This window comes from Blautia sp. AM47-4, assembly GCF_003479865.1.
GTDB classification, from domain to species: Bacteria; Bacillota; Clostridia; order Lachnospirales; family Lachnospiraceae; genus Fusicatenibacter; species Fusicatenibacter saccharivorans.
Window position 1 is genome coordinate 42,615 of record NZ_QUHY01000016.1, and the last position, 17,560, is coordinate 60,174.

Consider the following 17,560-nt stretch of genomic DNA (forward strand, 5'->3'; position numbering starts at 1 on the left):
CAGAGAAGTTATAATTGCAGAAAAAGAGCGGGGCTGCCTATGCGCCCCGCCAAATCTGCTTAACCAAATATAAAATCCTTTAAGGCACTGTTTGTCCCACCAATGATCCCTACCAGCCATGCAGCCGCCAGAGGCAGACCGTATGGACTGATAAGAAAGGCGATCATAAGCCAGGCAAGACCCGGCAAAAATCCTGCGACAAAGAACAGCACCAATGCTGCCAAAAAGATGATCCCGGAAAGAATCCCAAGTACCGCACCGGAAAGGACCACCAAAAATTTACATACCAGATAAAGAATCCCCGTAACCAGCATAAAGGGAAGTGCCAGTAATTTACCTATCAAACGCATACGCTTTGCCTCCTTTCAGAAGGGTATCTGCCCTTATAAAAATTTTACCGTGACGGCAAAAAGAAAGCAACGGCTTTCCGGCTGTTTATGAAATGTTTGCAAATCCCCGGATCAGTTTGTCCATGCCATCCCAAAGGCTGTCCAGACGGGTGCGGATGTCCTCTATATCTGCGGCATAAATATTGCCGGTCTCATTGGCCCGTCTGGTATATTGGTTTAAGTTATTGGAACAAATGCGGAGAAGCCGGATCATTTCTTGAATGTCTCCCATATCAAGGTGAATGATGTAACCGTCTACGGCCATCTTTCGCAGATATGCCGACAGATTGGTAATGCCAAGTTCCGCCATGCGTTCTTTTACCAGTTCGGCCTCCGCTTCGGACATGACAAATTCGACGCGGACAGATTTTTTGTTATGCCTGCCCTTCATCGTTCCAACCCTCTTTTATGAGATGAGACCTCCTGTGTTGAAACCACCGTCTTTGCTCTTTTGAGTTTTTCCCGCAAGGTGGTCTTTTCCAACTTATCAAGATATTCCTCCAGATTTCCGGCTGTCGCATGATAGCTGCGTTTGAAGCGTTCCCGTTTTAGGATCATCATCAGCTCCGGCTCATTTTCTGGCAGATAAGTCATTGTTTTAGGGGCTCCATGCTCTGGCATAAGCCGGTTCATAAATTGTCTCCGTTCCTGATAGGGAATCGTGATAACATTTCCATCCTCAAAAGCAACGGCTACATTTCCGATTGGACAGGTCAATTTTTTCATCCGTTCCACATGTTCTCTATAATTTAGCGGATAGAGATCGCCAAATATTTTTCCGTCCCTGACTTCTTTCAAAGAGATGGCATAAGCCAAAACGGGATCATTTGTCTGCTCCTGGTAAAACCGCCACACTTTGTTTTCATGGCTGCCCTCCAGATAAACTTCCCGTTCGCGCAGGGTATAGGTTCCGCAAGGGCGTGACATCCAAAGAAGCTGTTTATCCTCTGAACGCTCTGACACAGCCAGTTTTGAGATCAGTTCCTTATCCAGGTCAAAGTCCTCTTTATAATGTTGGGTATGAAGATCTACGATACGGGAAAGAGCACCCAAAAGATCTACATCCTCAAATCTTACCCCGGCCATCAGCGTTCCCTTTCCGGCACCGGAGGGATCATCTGCCTTGCTTCATGCTCCGGTTTGTCTGCTTTCAAACGGTCCATCAAAGACGGCTTTGCTTCCGGCACCAGCTCCCGGATTTCTTCATCCGTCTGTCCGTCTGTCAGATCCGGGCGCACAGGAGGTTCGTTGTTCAGCCTGCCATCCAGCATATTGTAGTTGCCGGTCTGACCTTCCTCATAAAGTTCTGCATTGCGCAGATAACTCTCCGGCGCCTGAAATGGCTGTCCGGCAAACAGAATTTCTCTTTGGGTGGTAAACTGTGCAAGGACCCCATTTTGCAGTCTTGCAAATTCTTCATACTGGCGCAGGGTAAGCCCTCGTTCCAGCATTTCCGCCTGGGTATGCGCCCAGCCTTCTCCATAGAGAAAATAGTACATGTCGGGCTGATCACAGACAAAACACAGGGAACCGTCCTGATTGTCATAGTAAGATGGCTGCATATTCTGGTAATGGCAGCGTTCCTCACGCCCCAAATACACACGGTTGTCCGCACCCAGCATAGCGACCATACCCGCGTAATTACTATGGACCGCAGAGCGGATTTCTACCAGCGGATCTGTTTGAGAAGGAATCTGTCTGCCCGGAATCTCATTTTGTTTTTCCGCTGCATCATTTCTTGGTATCACTTCTTCATGGCTGCGTGCATCCAGCTCCGGTTGAGATGTTCCTTTCCGAACAGCACCGGGCTCCGGTTCTTTTTCTTTCACATAGTATCGGACATTTGCTGTCGTATGTTCGTTGGCTTCCTTTGCATAGTTTTCAGCAGCAGCTTTGGTATCAAACTCCAACGGTTTTCCATTTTCCTTGCACCAGCTTTGTGCCGGTCCGAAAATAGAAGTGCTGCTTCGTACTGCCCATACACCATAGGTCCGTTTCTTTTCCATTCCGCATCCCTCCTTATCGTTCCTGCTGTTTGGAAGTTTGTTGCTTTTTTACCGGGTCTGCCGGTTTTGTTGCTTTTAGCTGCTGACGGAGAGAATTCTTATGCTCCAGTTCGGAATCTGTGATGTTGACATATTCGCCAATGATACAGAGCGCTTCTCCATAACTGCCGGAAACAAATACCCGATCAGACATTTCTTTTGCCTGTTCTTTCAAACCATGCTCCCGCAAAGTACGGGAAGCAATACCCAGCAGATTAAAAATGTTCCCATCTGCTCCGATCAGCGGACAATCCGGTTTATCTGCCAACGCTTCCGGTGTTTCTATAAATCCGCCTAAATAATTCGGCACAAAGTCCGACAGCCATGTGCCGCCATAGACTTCATGGGTCTGTAAACGCCACAGGGCAAGTTTTCCTATATCCAGTTTCACATCATCAAACGGGTAAAGCAGACAGGTCAGTTCGCCGTGCTGAAAAGCAGCCACATTCTCAAACTGACAGCCATCTTTCAATATGCCTGCTTTTGTCAGCATTTCATTGATCCCGTCCACCCACTCTGTCAGATCCCCGCCACAGCCCTGTAAAATCAGTCCTTCCTTATCCGGCATGCGGCGAAGGTCCTCCGCGGTAATCGTGTTGATATTCAAAAAATCGCCTCCTATCGTTTTTGTTAAAATATATGTTTTGTCCGCAACTTAACCTCATTTCAAAGCACCGGAGTATTCTTATACAGCTCCCTTGAAAACAGGTGCAAAAAGCCCTTGAAAATCAAGGACTTTTAAGGCTAAGTTGCGGACATATCATGGTTGGTTTTGCCGCTTCCGGCGTTTGCGTTCCCACTCGGATTTCCGTCTTGCATAGACCCGGCAGGCAGCGGAACAATATGCCTGGCTGGTTGTAGGAAGATATGCCTTTCCACACACAGGGCATATTTTCTGTCTCATGGAGGTGTCCTCGCCGGTAATGGCTGATTCCAGTGCTGCATCCACCGGCAGCACCGCTTTTTCAAAGTACCTGCAATAAGCACCGGTCCACCATTTATTCAGCATGTAACAAGGGCTGTCCAGAGGAAGGCAGATCTTATCCTGGGAGTCATAGTTGGCGCAAAGCTCCGTAACCAGCTTTCGGATCGTAGCCCGCTCCGAGCGGTTCAATTCTCTCTCCGCCATAACGCCTACCTTTCCGGGGCTCTGCTTTGCCGACCGCTGGAAATTTCGGTTGTATCAGTAACATTCCTGGGCTGTGAAAGGGCATCGGCGATAGAGTTCCGCTTTTTCTGTTTTGGTTCATGGTAAATAAAAAGTTCATTTTTTCCTGGTACATACAACAATCCATTTTCTTCGCAGCGGAAAATATCACATTCTTTGTCTGTTGAAACGGTATAAAAGTCTTTGTAATCATAAGGTGCTTTTTGCCGATCCTGATAGGTACACAGCCCTAAGTTGGGGTCACTTGCCAGCCGTTTCGATATGGCGAAAAAGTCGCCTTCTTTTTTGTGAAATTTTCGTATGGGCGTGAAGTGATAACCGCCATATTCAAAGGTTTTTCGATCGCTCATTTACGCCTGCCTTTCTTTACTGGAAATTCCAGCTTGAAATTCACATATTTACCGCCGGTATCATCCAGAATCACTTCCGCATCATAGGTCTTTCCTGTTTTTTCACTGTAAAGCCCGGACATAGAAATACGGCCCTCTTTCAAAAGAGCCGCTGCCACAGACTTTGTGATGGATTTTTTCTTGCTGGAAAAGAAACGGTTATCTTTCCAAAGAGCAAAAGAACATTCCCTGTTGTCGCAGAAAAAACCTTTCTTTCCTTCATATACCGGGGCTCCGCAGCGAGGACATACCCCTACGGCTTCATGTGCAGTTCCTCTGGAAGAAGGAAACAGATCCGCAAAACGTTCTTCCGGGGTAGTATGTTCTTTTACCAGCGTCCGGCTCATATCTGCAATCTGATCCATAAAAGATGTTGCCGACAGTTCGCCATGTTCCACTTGTTTCAGCATGGATTCCATTCTGCAGTTAAGATGGGAGATTTGATATTGTCCGGCAGGACTGCGATCAGGTTCTTTCCTTTTTCCGTAGGAATGAGCTGCTTTTTCTTTCGCTGTACAAATCCGGCAGAAACCAGCTTTTCCAGTGTTGCCGCACGGGTAGCCGGAGTACCCAATCCTTTACGCTCGGCATCTTCCGGCATATCTTCCGCACCGGCAGTCTCCATAGCGGACAGCAGTGTGTCCTCCGTATAGTGTTTCGGCGGTGAAGTTTTCCCTTCACGGAGACTTGCTGATACAGCTTCAAAAGTCTGTCCTTCCTGCAGCACAGGGAGAGCGACAGCTTCATTTTCTTTGTGTTCCGTTTCACTCTGCCTGATACTCATACGGTGAATCCGTTCCACCTCTTTCCAGCCGGACTGTAAAATAGTCTTTCCTTTTGCCGTAAAAGTATATCCCTGGCAGTCCAATATAGCGGTGACCGCTTCAAATCGGTGTACCTGCGTTGTGGCACAAAGCAGTCTGACGGCAAGCAGGGTAAGCACATCCCGCTCCCCGGAAGGAAGCTCTGACAGGTCTGTCCGTGCAATCTCCACAGTTGGGATGATGGCATGGTGGTCGGTCACTTTGCTGTCGTCTGTTACCCGGTCAATGTCCGGCTCTCCGGCGCAGCCTTTTCCAAAGGGCATATTGTCACGCAGCCATAGGATCAGGGAAGCGGCGGTTGCCTGCATGTCCTTCGTCAAATACTGGCTGTCCGTTCTCGGATAGGTTGCCAGCTTCTTTTCATAGAGAGATTGCACATAATCAAGGGTCTGTTGAGCCGTATAGCCATAAATACGGTTACATTCCCTTTGCAGAGTTGTAAGGTCATAAAGGCGGGGAGGCTGTATAGTTTTTACCTGCTTTTCCGCAGAACGCACAAAAGCGGAGTTGTGGTCACAGTCCATACGGATTTTTTCAGCCTCGGATCGTTCCGTCATTTTTTCGCCGGAAGCAGTAAAACCTCCGCAGGTGATTTCCGGCACATAAAAAGGCTTGCTGATGAAGGATTCAATATCCGACTCACGCTGTACCAAAAGTGCCAGCGTCGGTGACATAACACGGCCGACATTTAGTGTGACACCATACAGGACAGAAAAAAGCCGGGTGGCATTGATCCCGATCAGCCAGTCGGCTCCTGCCCGGCATACTGCCGCATCATAGAGTTTATCGTAATCACTGCCGGGACGGAGATGGTCAAAACCCTCACGGATCGCCGCATCCTCCATACTGGAAATCCAAAGGCGTTCCATAGGCTTATTACATCCGGCATATTCATAGACCAGACGGAAGATCAGTTCTCCTTCACGCCCGGCATCCGTAGCGCATACCACAGAATCCACCCGTTTGTCCTTCATCAGCCGGCACAAAAGGGCAAGCTGCTTTTTCTTATCCTTTGGAACTTCATATTTCCAGTTTTCCGGTAGGATCGGAAGGTCCTCATACCGCCATTTGGCGTACTGTTCTTTGTAAGCCTCCGGCTGTGCCAGTTCCAAAAGATGTCCCACGCACCAGCTCACCAGATAACCGGAACCTTCGAGATAACCGTCTTTTCTTTCCGTTGCGCCTAATACTGCTGCCAGTGACATAGCAACAGAGGGCTTTTCTGCAATCACAAGTTTCAATTTTTATTCCTCCTTCATAGTTTCAAATTCTTTATCCGCAAGTTTTCCGGTTTGCATAAGACACATCAACATAACGCCGGAAACTATCCCTCCGGCAAAGGTAAGGAAATGTGAAATCAGGTTCCACATAAGCATTCCTCCTAAAAATGGGTAAAGAAAAACGCCCACTTCAAAGTGAGCGCATCAACAGGTATCTATTTTGTTTTTGGTTTCAAGTGATCCGGCAGGACGATCTCTCCAACCGGGATTTCCCGCAGTTCCTTTTTCATCCGATGGGTGAAGCGGATCGTCTTTGCCGTACCGCCGGTTTCCCGTCCGTCATATACAGCGATCACTCGGTCGGAGTGCTCCACCATATAGCGGTTTCTGTGGGAGTAGACGCTTGGGAGATATTTTTCCTGTATGACAACAACATCCGCACAAGCCTCCAGCAGTTCACGGGTTCTTGTTTTCTTATTCAGGCTGTCCAGACGTTTGCGGTAAGGGATCACTGCGATCAGCTCCAGCGCCGGATTAGTCTGCTTTCTTTCCAACACCAGCTCTGCAAAATACTGATCCACGCCATCTGCAAAGCCACTCATAAAACAGGTAAATCCATCTGTAACGGCAGCATCGATCTCATGTTCCAAAGCGGCTTTTATTTTGTTGATCTCATTCTGCGGCAAATCCCTGTGTCCGGTAACACAGCAAGTCTTTCCTTTCATCGGTCATCCCTCCATCTGATAGGTAAAATTCTTCACTTTTCATATAGTAATAGATTTAATTTAGCAAGTCAACGATAATACCCTTTTTCCTTTTGCGGATAATAAAGGGGCGTGAGGTACAATCTATTACAGAATGGGAGGTGAAGGCGATGTATGAAGATTTTGTCCCGGAACGATTAGCGAAGCTGCGGACACAAAAAGGAGTTTCCGCACGCGATATGTCTTTATCGTTAGGTCAGGCAAACAACTACATCAATAATATTGAGAATAAAAAGTCACTTCCCGCTATGCAGTCTTTTTTCTACATCTGCGAATATCTGGGTGTGACACCGCAGGAATTCTTTGATGAAGGAAATACCTACCCGGAAACCTTAAAGGAATTCATTGCAGAGGCAAGACAGCTTGATCCTCAATCCATGCAATATATCCTCGGTATTATGAAAGAACTCAATAGCAGAAAGTAAGCGGTCACGGTAATGGCCGCTTTTTTCGTGACTTTCTTTATTATATTTTATAATGTTCTCGAAATGTCCGCTCCCTATACCGATAAGTATTCAAAAACTGTTCTCCAAACAGCCTTTTTCTATTCGCCGGTACTGCCAAAGCTGCCGGTTCCTCGTTCTGTTCCCAGATCGGTTACAAAATCCGCAATGACGATCGGCGTGATCACAAGCTGCCCGATACGGGCTCCCTTAAAAAGAGACTGCGCCTGATTGCTTACATTGCTGATGATCGCATGGATCTCTCCACGGTAGCCGGAATCCACAGGCGGCAGTTCACAGACCAGACCTTTTACCGCCATGCTGGTACGGGGAAAGATATATCCCGCATATCCATCCGGTATTTCCAGTCCAAAACCCAAAGGAATTTTGGCGATTTCTCCGGGCTGTAAGGTACAGTCATAGGGCAGATAAACATCCGCTCCGGCATCATTGCCATGCGGACGGTAAGGACGCTGGTGCTCCGGTACGCCAAAGTCGATCAGTTTTATTTTCATCGGCAGTCTCCTTCCCAAAGAGCAGGATAATCTTTTTCCAAAATATCCTCTGGCGTCATATTTGCCTGCAGTTTTCGTCCGCAGGTCATTTTCCCTTCCAGACATCGATCCATCTGACAAAAAGGCCCGGTCAGTGATGGGGCAAACAAAGCAGGGCTTAGTTCATAAAGTTCTTTCCAGACCTTTAGCAGCACGATCCTTGTTTCATCTGTATTTCTCCGGCATACCCGCTGGCTGATGATATGTTTCCACTGATAAGGGGTGGCGCTGATGAGCAGTACATTCCGCAATCCCTGGGGCGTGGCATAGCCGGCCGCATCGTGCCCGCTTCCGGCAGTGCACAGGGCTTCATAACATTTCATGCTTTCATTACAGCTTTTTAAGTACAGTTCCCGTACCACTGCCGGAGCCGTCATAATAGAATACGGGACAGCGAAATCCGCCTGTCCCGTATAGTTGCTGTACTGCAGCGATGCACTCATAAATTTTACTTCGTTCTGGTGGCGGGTGATCTGCGCCAGAAAACGCCTGCTGGCGCCGACAATGGCTACCGTGATCACCGCAAATTTCTGGATGGTAGGATGGGGAAGCGCCCCCATAGCTGCTACTGTCTGAACGCTGAATGATTTTTCGTAGAGCTCCATCAGGTCGTCCATTGAGGCAATCTTATGTCCCTGCTGGGTAAGCCTTGCCGCAAAGACCATGTTTTTTTCTGCTTCCGCTACCGCCTGGCAGTTCAAAATTTTTACTTCAATCTGTTTAATTGGTATGTCCCTCCTTTACAATCGCTTTCAGTAAGACAGATAGTTAAGACTGTCTGTGATCTTTTCGTCCCATGTGTCCATCGGATAAACCACTTCTTCGGCAAAGCACATATCGTATAGAGAAACAATATGCTTTGCCAGCATACCGGCAAGGGCACGCTGGGGCGTTGTGTGCTGTAAAGCTGCCGCTGCCTTAAATGCACCCAGCCGGTCCGGGTCATCCCCGGTGTATTCTTTGGTTTTCCGTTTCAAGGTATCAGCACAGAGCCGCACCTGTTCGTCAAAAACGGCATTGACTTCATTTTGCGTAATATAGCATCCCTCCTTTGAAAACAAGAAACCGGCTATTCTAAAGCATCTTAGAATAGCCGGCAAATAAATGGATATGTAATTGTTTATAGTGTATTGATCTCTTTTTCCAGTTCCTGGACCGCTGCTATGACTGTCTCAAATGTCGGAACATCCCCATACAACATATCCTGCATAGAGTTATAGTCCGCTTCCAATGCTGCAAACCGATATTCCGGCGGGAGTAATTTTAATGTGCCCGGCACAGCCTCCGGGTACTTCGCCCATGATCTGGGATAGAATTTCATTTTGAAATCTACAACTTTCTTCAGGAGGTCAAGCCTGGAAAAAGCAGCTTCTTTAACCGGTGTTGCAGCCATGCGGTAGAGATCATAATAATGTCTGGAATACCGCTGCGGCATTTCCAAATGTTCCGGTCTGTTCGCTTCATGGTGCAGGATTGTGGCTTTTTCCCAGAAGGTCCGTTCCGGGGCAACGGTAAGGATTGCAGTTTCTTTTTGCTCAAAAATCTTCGGATAATATTTTGCCGCGTAAGGTTCGATCTGCGCTGTTTTTGCAGGAGTCCACGCTGCCAGCGCACCAATCTCTAAACGGATCACCTGTAAGGTCGCCGTATTTGTAAAAAGGTGCGGATAGGCGAAAATGACCGTCTGTTTATCCTTTTCATCTATGTAGACATTTGCTTCACAACCGATTTCCTGGGATAAGCCGGCTTTGACTGCCGGGCAGAATGTTTCGGACAGAAATACCTCCGCACGCGCATTGGCTTCTTTGTTAAAAGCATCCTGTTTTGTATTGGAACGTTTCTCCCATGGTTCATCTTTGCCATATCCCAATACACGCCAGTCCAGAATCAAATCAATATCTTCTGAAAACCGGCTGATCAGGTGAAAGGCTTTTGAAAGGCTGGTACCTCCCTTAAAGGTGATGGACTCTTTCCATGGTGAGCGGTGAAATAAATAATCCAGCGTAAAACATACCCAAAAGTCTTTTTCTACGATGGCATCATTCAGTCCCATTTTATCTGCTGTATTTCTGAACAGCTCCCTGCGGTCGTTATCTGAAAGTCTTGCTATATTTCTCATTGTACCTTTTCACCTCCACAAATCTGTCGTATCATATCGTAAACCCAATCCGTAGACTCTGTTGCTTCCTTCAAACAAGCCTGTTTATCCTTGTCTGTCAGTTTTTCGGAAAGCATCTGTATGACTTCTGGCGTAACATTCGATCTGCCAAGCGTTTTTAATGCCTGTATAACCAAACTTGTCATATAGGACAATCCGGTAATCTCCTTATTGGTCCGGTGCTTAAATTCCAGCTTTGTAGAGTTCCACTCGTAGGTCTTATATGGACCATCGCTGATATAGGACCATACTGCTGTTACCTGTGTTGAAAGACCTAACAGGTTCAATGCTGTATTCCCACATGGGGCAATCGTCCAGTGATAACTTCGTGCCAATGCGTTCGCCACCGCTTCCGGGTCTGCCGCCACATATTCATCCAGAAGTTTGCTATATTTTGGTTTTTCATAAACACCTTTCAAAATGCGGCGAAGCATACCTGCCTGTGTAAGCCGGTTTAAGTTCCGTCTTATGGTTTCCGTATCGGCAATATCCGCAAAATCAGAACTGATGAAAATAGTTCCTTCCGCCGCTGCTTTTATCTGCTCCTGAATCTGTTTGGAATAGCCATTTGCCATATTGCTCACCTCCTTTTGTCCCGAATATTATATACTATTCGGGACAAATTTTCAATAGGCTTCAAGAGTTTTAGCAATAGTATTCCACATAGAACAGAATTTATACATCAGTTTCAAATTCTATATCAGGAGATGGGAACTATCGTATTCTTATTTTGTCCCGAATATTGTGTATTATTCGGGACATTTTAAGTACTCGGCAGGTAGATCCAGTCGTGCATCAGGCACACGCTGGGTTCGTCCTCCCTTGGAACCAGACGGTAGGTACATTCCCCATAGACCGTGCGTTTGTCCTCGATCTCCATGCCATAGGCTTTATAAAAGCGGTATTCCAGATTGGAGATGATACAGCGCAGGGTTTGCAGAGCCTCCCTCTGAGCTGATACGATCAGGTCACGGTCAATGCTGCGCTTCAAAAACAGCAGCGACTTGTAAAGCTGTACCTCTGTGCGGTAAGGGCGGCAGTCTTTCGTTTCCAGCCATCCGCAAAAAGCGACCGGTCCGCTCTGGATCACACTGCGGTCCGGGTGATAATACTCGTAGCAGTCCAGGTTTGCCGTATTCAGAAGATAGAGCATTTCCCGGACTTCATTTTCCGGCATGTCGTAAAACCGCAAAAGTGAGCGGTAAAGATGGACATAGCCGGGAATGGAAATAATGGTATTTACCATAAAATAAAATCCTCCTTGTAAACAGCAGGTGCGGGAGCTTTTGCCCCCGCACCGTCTAAAATCTATATTTCGTTATCTACTTTCACGAGTTTTCCCATGACAAGGAAGCGTCCTGTGCCGCCCGGCGTACAGGTAGAAAGGGTCAGTACCTTATCGCTGCAGGTCACAGTCACATCACTTTCCACTGCAGAACGTTCCTTCATAGCTGTAAGCCAGGTAGTATAAGCACCGTCATCCTTCCAGGAAAGCTGCCAGGGAGAAGTTTCACTGCCGGATTCTTCCGGCTTTGCTGCAAAAGCCGCAAAGATCTCCATGACATAACCACCCTTCGGAGTAACGAGATACATCTGCCTGTGAGCATCAAAGTAACTTTGTTCATCGTACCGGTTCAGCAGCGCAAACATGGAACCATCCCGCATATTATGACCATAAATGATCGTATTGCGGTCTGAAAAATCTGCCCGGTTTTCATAATCGGCAAACAGGCAGCCAACCTTGTTATAGGTTCCGTCATAAAGATGGTTCAGGTAATATTCGTTGTTGTCGGTCTGCGTTACCGGATAATTGAGCACCGTATCAGGAAGGGAAAGCCATCCGATGATGTCCGGTCCATTTTCACGGAGCGTTTCAAAGTCTACCGAAGGCAGGACAATATCGGCATCGTCCCGTTTTGGTTCTGTCGGATCGGGTGCCGACTCCGGGGAAGCTGTCTGCTCCGGTACTTCCACATATCCGGCAAGATCTCGATAGGCATCTTTACTCTCAGCATACTGGTTCAAGTCACGGAACACCAAAAAACCGCTGCCAAGAGCCACCAGAACGCAGAGTGAAAGGACAGAAACCCCGACAGCCGTTCTTTTCGGGGAAGTCCTGCTGTATTTTCCCTTTTTGAAATAATACACAGCAAATACGCTGCCGCCGATCAGTACGGCTGCCAGCAGTCCGCCATACAGGAAAATATACGGATCATCCCCGGTCTGCGGTACCGGCTTTTGAGGGGTGGAAGGATTGGAGGGAACAGAAGGCTTTTCCGGGTTCTTTGGGTTATCCGGCTTTTCCGGTTTTTCATTAAAGAACTGGACTGTAGATGTCTGATCTGCCTTAATCTCCACCGTAGCGGCATCAGGAATGATGTAATCCTTGCTTGCCCGGTTTGCAACTTCTGTTACGGTATAAATACCGACACGAAGGCCCTTAACTTCAATCACGCCGGATTTTGGAGTGGTGAATGTCTCGCAGTAGGAGCCGTCCGCACTCTTAACCTCGATGGCAAAACCATCTTTGCGCCCGTCGCTGGAATCCTTTGTGATCTTTAAGTTGCCGCGGTAAGCCTCATTGGTAAATCCGTGCCCGGCTTCTCCATTCTCCACAACTGCAATCTGTCCATCTTCTGTGATGGAGAAATAGTAAGCGTTTGGATCAGGCTGATAGCCCTCCGGCGCTTTGCTTTCTTTGATAAAGTAGCCGCCAGCCAGAAGGTTTTCCGCCGTATGATAGCCTGCATCGGTTTCTTTCAGCGTACCGATCTTTTGATCGTCAGGATCATATTCCTGGTTGGCGTTGGAATCCGCATACAGGTCAAACACTGCACCGGACAGGAAGCGCAGGAAAGAATTCTTGTCTTTCTTATCCTCCTTTTCCACAGGGGAAGGTTCCTCCACAGCTTCGGTTTTGGTTACCTGAACACTGCCGCGGATCAGGGTGTTTTCCACACGGATCTCGATATGCTGTCCGTCTGCACCGATATATACATGGTGCTGCTGCGGGCTTACCGTATAAAGGTCAGGGGCAGAGATCTCCTTGACGATCCAGTGTCCGTAAGGAATGTTCTCAAAGGAAAAACTGCCGTCTTTTCCGGTAATGGCAGTAAGCAGCGCATTTTCTTCAGTAAATTCTTCGGTATCAGGTCTAAACAGACCCATGAGCGCACCGGCAAGCGTGACATCCTCGCCGCCTTCCGGGTTTTCCCCGACTTTTACACCGTCTACACGCCCACGGAGAAGTTCATTGGAAACAGCCTCGCCTTCATTGACAAGGATCTGTACCAGGGCGGTTTCCTGACCAGCATACTCAAAGACAACCGGATATTCCTGATCCGAAAGGATATAGGCGCCGTTGGTTGTGCGTTCCTTGACATAATAGCTGCCAAAAGGCAGGTCGGAAGCGAAGGAAGCGCTGTAACCGCCGGATTCCACAGACGAAACAGAGACCACTTCCAGAAGTCCACCTGCCGGGATCACGCTGCCATCTGCCGCCGTCAGGTCTGCGGAAGCATAAAGTCCAAAGGAAATATCCTTATATTCCTCGTTCATGCCAAGACCGAACAGGTCATCGGTCTCCATTGCCTTGAAAAGTGTGACATCCACTTTCTGGCGTTCGTCATAAAGACCGGCCGCTGTCTGTGTAACCTCTACGGTCTCACCCGCATAGGTCAGTTCCACATATTCCGGTTGAGGATTCAGCACACAGCCGGAAGGCGCCTGACGTTCCTCCAGCCGGTAACGGCCGAGATAAAGGAGCCCGCTTTTTGCTGAACCGTCCTCGCCGGTCGTAAGTGTTTCCACAACCGTATCTTTTGCTGCCCGCAAGGTACCGTCACCGGTATAAATATCTTCATCTGCGATCACATCATAGACCGCTCCGGGAAGTCCGGCAACCTCATATACCGGTTGGTACAGTCCGTCGTTTTCCTGGACAGAAGCAAATACTTCTCCGGTCTTTGTGATGGTAAGCTGGCCTTTCTGCGGCATATTGTACTGCGTGACCGTCACAACCGCCTCGCTGCCGTCAATGGTAAACGGTACCGGCTGGTCGGAAAGCACATAGCCGTAAGGAGCAGCTACCTCATAAAGTTCATAATCCCCGGCGGCCAAAGGCTCCGGCAGCATCAGCCAGCCCTCGTCAGAAACATAGAAGGTATCCAGTGTTTCCGGGTTCGGATAGTAGACGGTCTGGGTGATAAATTCCCCGGTGGAAAGATCCTTGATCTGAAAACCGGTTCCGGTCACAGGGATAATCTTTCCGGTCTCTGCGTCACATTTTTCAACTTTCAGACGGGCTGTGATGGTGCGGTTGTTCAGGATATAGCTGTAAGTCTTTCCGTCAGAGGAAATGAATACCGTAAAGTCCGGGACAAAGGCTTTGCCTTCCTCGCCTGCGATTTGATGGACCGTATAATGCCCATACGGAAGCGGTTTACTGGAAGCAAAACCATCCGCATCCGTGGTAAGAAGGTCGCGTTCACTTTCCTTTGCCGCGTCATAGCTTCCGGCTGCCTTTAAGTAAATTTCAAAGACTGCGCCTGCTTCCGGGCGTTCGATGATACCGGCATTGGGATCGTCGGTATTTTCGCCCTCAGGCACATCCGGGTCCAGGTCATCGGTGTGCTTGACAAGCTGGATATTTCCGTAAATAACCGTTTCCGTCACCTGATTTTCTGTGGTATTGAGTTCCACTTCATACAGGGAAGGGGATGCACCCACTTCATAAACGGTTTCATTCAGAAGATACCCGGTGCTCGGTTCGATCTCCCGGATCGTCCAGCTATCCCCGCACACATAATAGCGAGTCATAAAGCTGCCATCCGGCCCGGTAGTATAAGTGTCGATCAGTTCGCCATCACGGAAGATCCCATAGGTCGCCCCTGCAAGCGTGGCGTCCCCCTGGGCATTTCCGGTATCAGCGTCGCTCTTTACCACATGGACGCGGAACTTCTTCAGGATATTGCTGAAATGTACCGAAGAAGTTTGCCCGCTTTCAATGGTCACGTACTGTGCGGAAGGGGTCACATAGCGGTCCACCGGCAGCTCTTTTACCAGATAGGTTCCCGGCAGGAGCTTCTTTTCAATCTGGCCGTTTTCTCCGGTCGTGACTTCCTCATTGACTTCATTTCCCAAAATGTCCGTACCGGAAATATGGAAGGTGATACCGGAAACAATGCCGTCCTCACTGGTCTTGACAAGTTTTGCAGTACCGTAAGTTTCCGTTTTGATCTTTACAAAGAAGGAAACCGGATCGCTGGCGCCGGTCATCATGGTCTGGTAGCCTGGTCTGCCCCAGATCAGCATGTCATTTGCCACCGGGATATTCTTTCGGAATTCAAACAGCACCGGGTCCATCATCATCTGCCTGCTGGTAAAGGTGTATTCATTTCCGTTTCTTGTCACAGAAACGCCGCTGCCTTTCAAAGCCTCCAGGTCGATCTTCAAGTTGTTGGTATCTGTGACCGTCAGGGTATAGACCTTTTTTTCTACATCCCATTTCAGTTCCAGTTCCGGTGCTTCGCTTTTCTTAGAAGAAGTAAAGGAAGGGACTGTGGAATGGGAAGCGACCTGTGCCAGAATCCAGTCATAGGCTTTTTCAGCCGGTCGTCCGGCGATCACGCTGAAATACTGGTCACCATCTGCGTGGCCGTTTCCGTGGCGGTTGTACGGATCGCTTCTAAGCTGCTGCTGGTATTCCCAAAGGATGATCTGGGTTGCCATCTTATAGTCATCCTCGTTGATCCCGGAAACAGGGAGCGCCGCACCGGGTTTCCAGCCATAGATCGCAGTCAGGGTGATCCCCCTCCTTGCCTCGGCAGGAAGCAGGTTCAGGTATTGGCTGTTGGTCCCGCTTTCTGAAACATAGGTGTTTTCCGAAGTATGGTAAGGAATCCCGCTCTCCACACAGTAAACCTGATGGCTGATCCCGTCAGAATCCGTCAGCATATAGTGCCGGTAAGCATTGCCCCCGGAACTGGTGTGTACGTCGATGGTTCCGTCTGCATGGTAGGCAAGATAGGTGTAAGGTGCCGGGGCGCGGTAGTGGTTTCCATCAGAGCCCACATACTGGTCGCCCAGCCAGGAGCTTGCCGTTTGTCCGACAGACATGGCAAAAGCCTGAGCCGGAAGAATCCCCAAAATGCTTGCCATACAAAGCAAAAGCGCCAACAGCTTGCGAAAGCCGCGGCGCCTGGTTATGATATGTTCCATGAAAAAATCCTCACTTTCATAAAATCTAAAAGGACAGCCTTATTTGCTGTCCTTGTCGTCAAAATCATCCTCGGAAAGATATTCCGGTTCCCCGTATGCCTCATCCGGGTCAAAGCCTTCTCCATAACCGTCATCCTCAAATTCCGCATCGTCCTCGGCCTGCTGTTTCGGACGCACGATTTTTACATAGTAACCGATCCCGCCGACCGCAAGTAAGGCAGCAAGGATAAACAGGATCGTGCCGACACTGCCGGTCTCTTTCTTCGGCTTTTCCGGTTCAGCCGGTTTTTCGGTTTCCGTCGGCTTTTCTTTTCCTTTGCAGCCACTCAAGTCATTTTTGCAGACCGGACAGCCGGTATTGACTTTTCCTGCCTCACATTTTTCGGTGCAGTTGCAGCTTTCTTCCTGGGGAATCATGCTCATGCTGCCATTGTTCTTTTCTGCAAGCGCCATCAGGTCGGACTCTGTGACGCCGTTTAAGAAGTAGACATTGTTATCTTCCCGTTTCCCGTCGATCACCAGATAAAAGACATTGCCCGCGTCCGTAGTGATGGTGTAAAACTGTTTTTCCCCATCCGTACCGCTGATATTGTCCTGTACCGTTCCGGTGCCTTCCGGGGTAAATGCACCTTCCGGGATCGCAGAAGTATTTTCCTGCTGTCCGGTACTGTTATCTGAACCGGAAGAATTTCCGCCGCCGGAAGGGGTTGCAGCGTTTGAGCCGGAAGGTTTTTCTTCCTTAGGCGGTTTTGTCTGTGTACCGGACGGACTCTGGGGTGCTGCCGCAGCAGGTTTCTTTTCAGGAGCCGGTTCTTTGTAATACGGATTATCCAGCTTTACCACATCAGAACGGTTGCCGGCATAATCTTTTGCGTATATGCTTACCTGTTTTTCTGTTCCTGCATAATCTTTTAGTGCAACCGACGCTTTCCCATCGGTGAGGGAGTTGATACGGTTTTCATCAACAAAGACCGCCTCCACGCCGGATAGATCGTCACTGCTTTCTATTTTCAGGGCATCGCCCTCCAGGGAAGCAGTCAGCGTTGGCGGTGTGGTGTCTTTGGAACCGCCGGCATGAGCCGTTACAGGTAATGCGCTGACACTTACAAGAAGCGTAAGCGCCAGCAGCAGGGAAAGTTTTTTAAGCCTCATGCACATCCTCCTTCTCCTGCGGTAAAACAGTTTCCGAAGGGGCTGCCTGCTGTGATTTCAAAAAATCCGCAAGCTGCTGGGGCGTCAGTTTGAAACTGCGCGCCACCGCCACATAATCGGTATTTTCCAGTTCTGTTTTCTGTTCCTCCAGCTTATGGAGCTTTGCCTGCATTTCCGCAATCTTTGTTTTGGTCTTTTCAATTTCCTTTTCCAGTTTTTCAATTTTAGGATTCAA

19 protein-coding genes and 1 pseudogene are annotated in these 17,560 nt (G+C 48.6%); 1 reads left to right on the plus strand and 19 read right to left on the minus strand.

Going from position 1 to position 17,560, the window contains the following annotated elements; all coding sequences use genetic code 11:
- Positions 1 to 59 precede the first annotated feature (59 nt).
- The 10 genes and pseudogenes from DW965_RS11585 to DW965_RS11630 all read right to left on the minus strand — a co-directional run bounded on the left by DW965_RS11585 (position 60) and on the right by DW965_RS11630 (position 6,760).
- Positions 60 to 350 (minus strand): CD1845 family protein, encoded by a 291-nt coding sequence (locus tag DW965_RS11585; RefSeq protein WP_117567363.1) that lies wholly within the window; start codon positions 348 to 350, stop codon positions 60 to 62.
- 85 nt (positions 351 to 435) lie between these two features.
- On the minus strand, positions 436 to 780 hold the full coding sequence (locus DW965_RS11590) for a plasmid mobilization protein (RefSeq protein WP_117468891.1): 345 nt from the start codon (positions 778 to 780) through the stop codon (positions 436 to 438).
- Positions 777 to 1,475 carry a hypothetical protein gene (locus tag DW965_RS11595; RefSeq protein WP_119198409.1) on the minus strand — a complete coding sequence of 233 codons (699 nt, stop codon included), beginning with the start codon at positions 1,473 to 1,475 and terminating at the stop codon, positions 777 to 779. The genes DW965_RS11590 and DW965_RS11595 overlap by 4 nt, the downstream gene beginning before the upstream one ends.
- Complete coding sequence (locus tag DW965_RS11600; RefSeq protein ID WP_005361129.1) at positions 1,475 to 2,395, minus strand: DUF4316 domain-containing protein; 921 nt, start codon at positions 2,393 to 2,395, stop codon at positions 1,475 to 1,477. The genes DW965_RS11595 and DW965_RS11600 overlap by 1 nt, the downstream gene beginning before the upstream one ends.
- A gap of 13 nt (positions 2,396 to 2,408) precedes the next feature.
- Positions 2,409 to 3,002, minus strand: coding sequence for a hypothetical protein (locus tag DW965_RS11605; protein ID WP_005361127.1), 594 nt, complete (start codon positions 3,000 to 3,002; stop codon positions 2,409 to 2,411).
- Between the two features lie 192 nt (positions 3,003 to 3,194).
- Entirely contained in the window at positions 3,195 to 3,563 is a 369-nt protein-coding gene (locus DW965_RS11610) for a cysteine-rich VLP protein (RefSeq protein ID WP_119198410.1), read from the minus strand.
- Between the two features lie 5 nt (positions 3,564 to 3,568).
- On the minus strand, positions 3,569 to 3,952 hold the full coding sequence (locus DW965_RS11615; protein ID WP_025580944.1) for a hypothetical protein: 384 nt from the start codon (positions 3,950 to 3,952) through the stop codon (positions 3,569 to 3,571).
- Positions 3,949 to 6,056 (minus strand): annotated as a pseudogene (locus tag DW965_RS11620) (DNA topoisomerase 3). The gene DW965_RS11615 and the pseudogene DW965_RS11620 overlap by 4 nt, the downstream one beginning before the upstream one ends.
- 3 nt (positions 6,057 to 6,059) lie before the next feature.
- Positions 6,060 to 6,185 carry a DUF3789 domain-containing protein gene (locus DW965_RS11625; protein ID WP_117657264.1) on the minus strand — a complete coding sequence of 42 codons (126 nt, stop codon included), beginning with the start codon at positions 6,183 to 6,185 and terminating at the stop codon, positions 6,060 to 6,062.
- A gap of 65 nt (positions 6,186 to 6,250) precedes the next feature.
- Complete coding sequence (locus tag DW965_RS11630) at positions 6,251 to 6,760, minus strand: SLOG family protein (RefSeq protein WP_055158503.1); 510 nt, start codon at positions 6,758 to 6,760, stop codon at positions 6,251 to 6,253.
- A 149-nt stretch (positions 6,761 to 6,909) separates the two neighbouring features.
- Between DW965_RS11630 and DW965_RS11635 the strand changes: the two genes are divergently transcribed.
- On the plus strand, positions 6,910 to 7,224 hold the full coding sequence (locus DW965_RS11635; RefSeq protein ID WP_005361112.1) for a helix-turn-helix domain-containing protein: 315 nt from the start codon (positions 6,910 to 6,912) through the stop codon (positions 7,222 to 7,224).
- 119 nt (positions 7,225 to 7,343) lie between these two features.
- On the opposite strand, the gene DW965_RS11640 is transcribed toward DW965_RS11635, so the two are convergent.
- From DW965_RS11640 to DW965_RS11680, 9 genes are all read right to left on the minus strand, one after another.
- Complete coding sequence (locus DW965_RS11640) at positions 7,344 to 7,757, minus strand: dUTP diphosphatase (protein ID WP_005361111.1); 414 nt, start codon at positions 7,755 to 7,757, stop codon at positions 7,344 to 7,346.
- Positions 7,754 to 8,521, minus strand: coding sequence for an FAD-dependent thymidylate synthase (locus DW965_RS11645; RefSeq protein ID WP_256372856.1), 768 nt, complete (start codon positions 8,519 to 8,521; stop codon positions 7,754 to 7,756). Before DW965_RS11645 ends, DW965_RS11640 begins: the two co-directional genes overlap by 4 nt.
- Positions 8,522 to 8,548: 27 nt before the next feature.
- Positions 8,549 to 8,857 carry a hypothetical protein gene (locus DW965_RS11650; RefSeq protein ID WP_243036625.1) on the minus strand — a complete coding sequence of 103 codons (309 nt, stop codon included), beginning with the start codon at positions 8,855 to 8,857 and terminating at the stop codon, positions 8,549 to 8,551.
- 59 nt (positions 8,858 to 8,916) lie between these two features.
- Complete coding sequence (locus DW965_RS11655; RefSeq protein ID WP_025577928.1) at positions 8,917 to 9,915, minus strand: nucleotidyl transferase AbiEii/AbiGii toxin family protein; 999 nt, start codon at positions 9,913 to 9,915, stop codon at positions 8,917 to 8,919.
- Positions 9,912 to 10,529 carry a DUF6088 family protein gene (locus DW965_RS11660; protein ID WP_119198411.1) on the minus strand — a complete coding sequence of 206 codons (618 nt, stop codon included), beginning with the start codon at positions 10,527 to 10,529 and terminating at the stop codon, positions 9,912 to 9,914. The genes DW965_RS11655 and DW965_RS11660 overlap by 4 nt, the downstream gene beginning before the upstream one ends.
- Before the next feature lie 188 nt (positions 10,530 to 10,717).
- Positions 10,718 to 11,200 (minus strand): hypothetical protein, encoded by a 483-nt coding sequence (locus DW965_RS11665; RefSeq protein WP_119198412.1) that lies wholly within the window; start codon positions 11,198 to 11,200, stop codon positions 10,718 to 10,720.
- 62 nt (positions 11,201 to 11,262) lie between these two features.
- Positions 11,263 to 16,173 carry a class B sortase gene (gene srtB, locus DW965_RS11670; RefSeq protein ID WP_119198413.1) on the minus strand — a complete coding sequence of 1,637 codons (4,911 nt, stop codon included), beginning with the start codon at positions 16,171 to 16,173 and terminating at the stop codon, positions 11,263 to 11,265.
- 39 nt (positions 16,174 to 16,212) lie between these two features.
- On the minus strand, positions 16,213 to 17,325 hold the full coding sequence (locus DW965_RS11675; RefSeq protein WP_055158513.1) for a DUF4366 domain-containing protein: 1,113 nt from the start codon (positions 17,323 to 17,325) through the stop codon (positions 16,213 to 16,215).
- Positions 17,315 to 17,560, minus strand: a complete 246-nt coding sequence (locus tag DW965_RS11680) for a DUF4315 family protein (protein WP_025577937.1) — start codon at positions 17,558 to 17,560, stop codon at positions 17,315 to 17,317. The genes DW965_RS11675 and DW965_RS11680 overlap by 11 nt, the downstream gene beginning before the upstream one ends.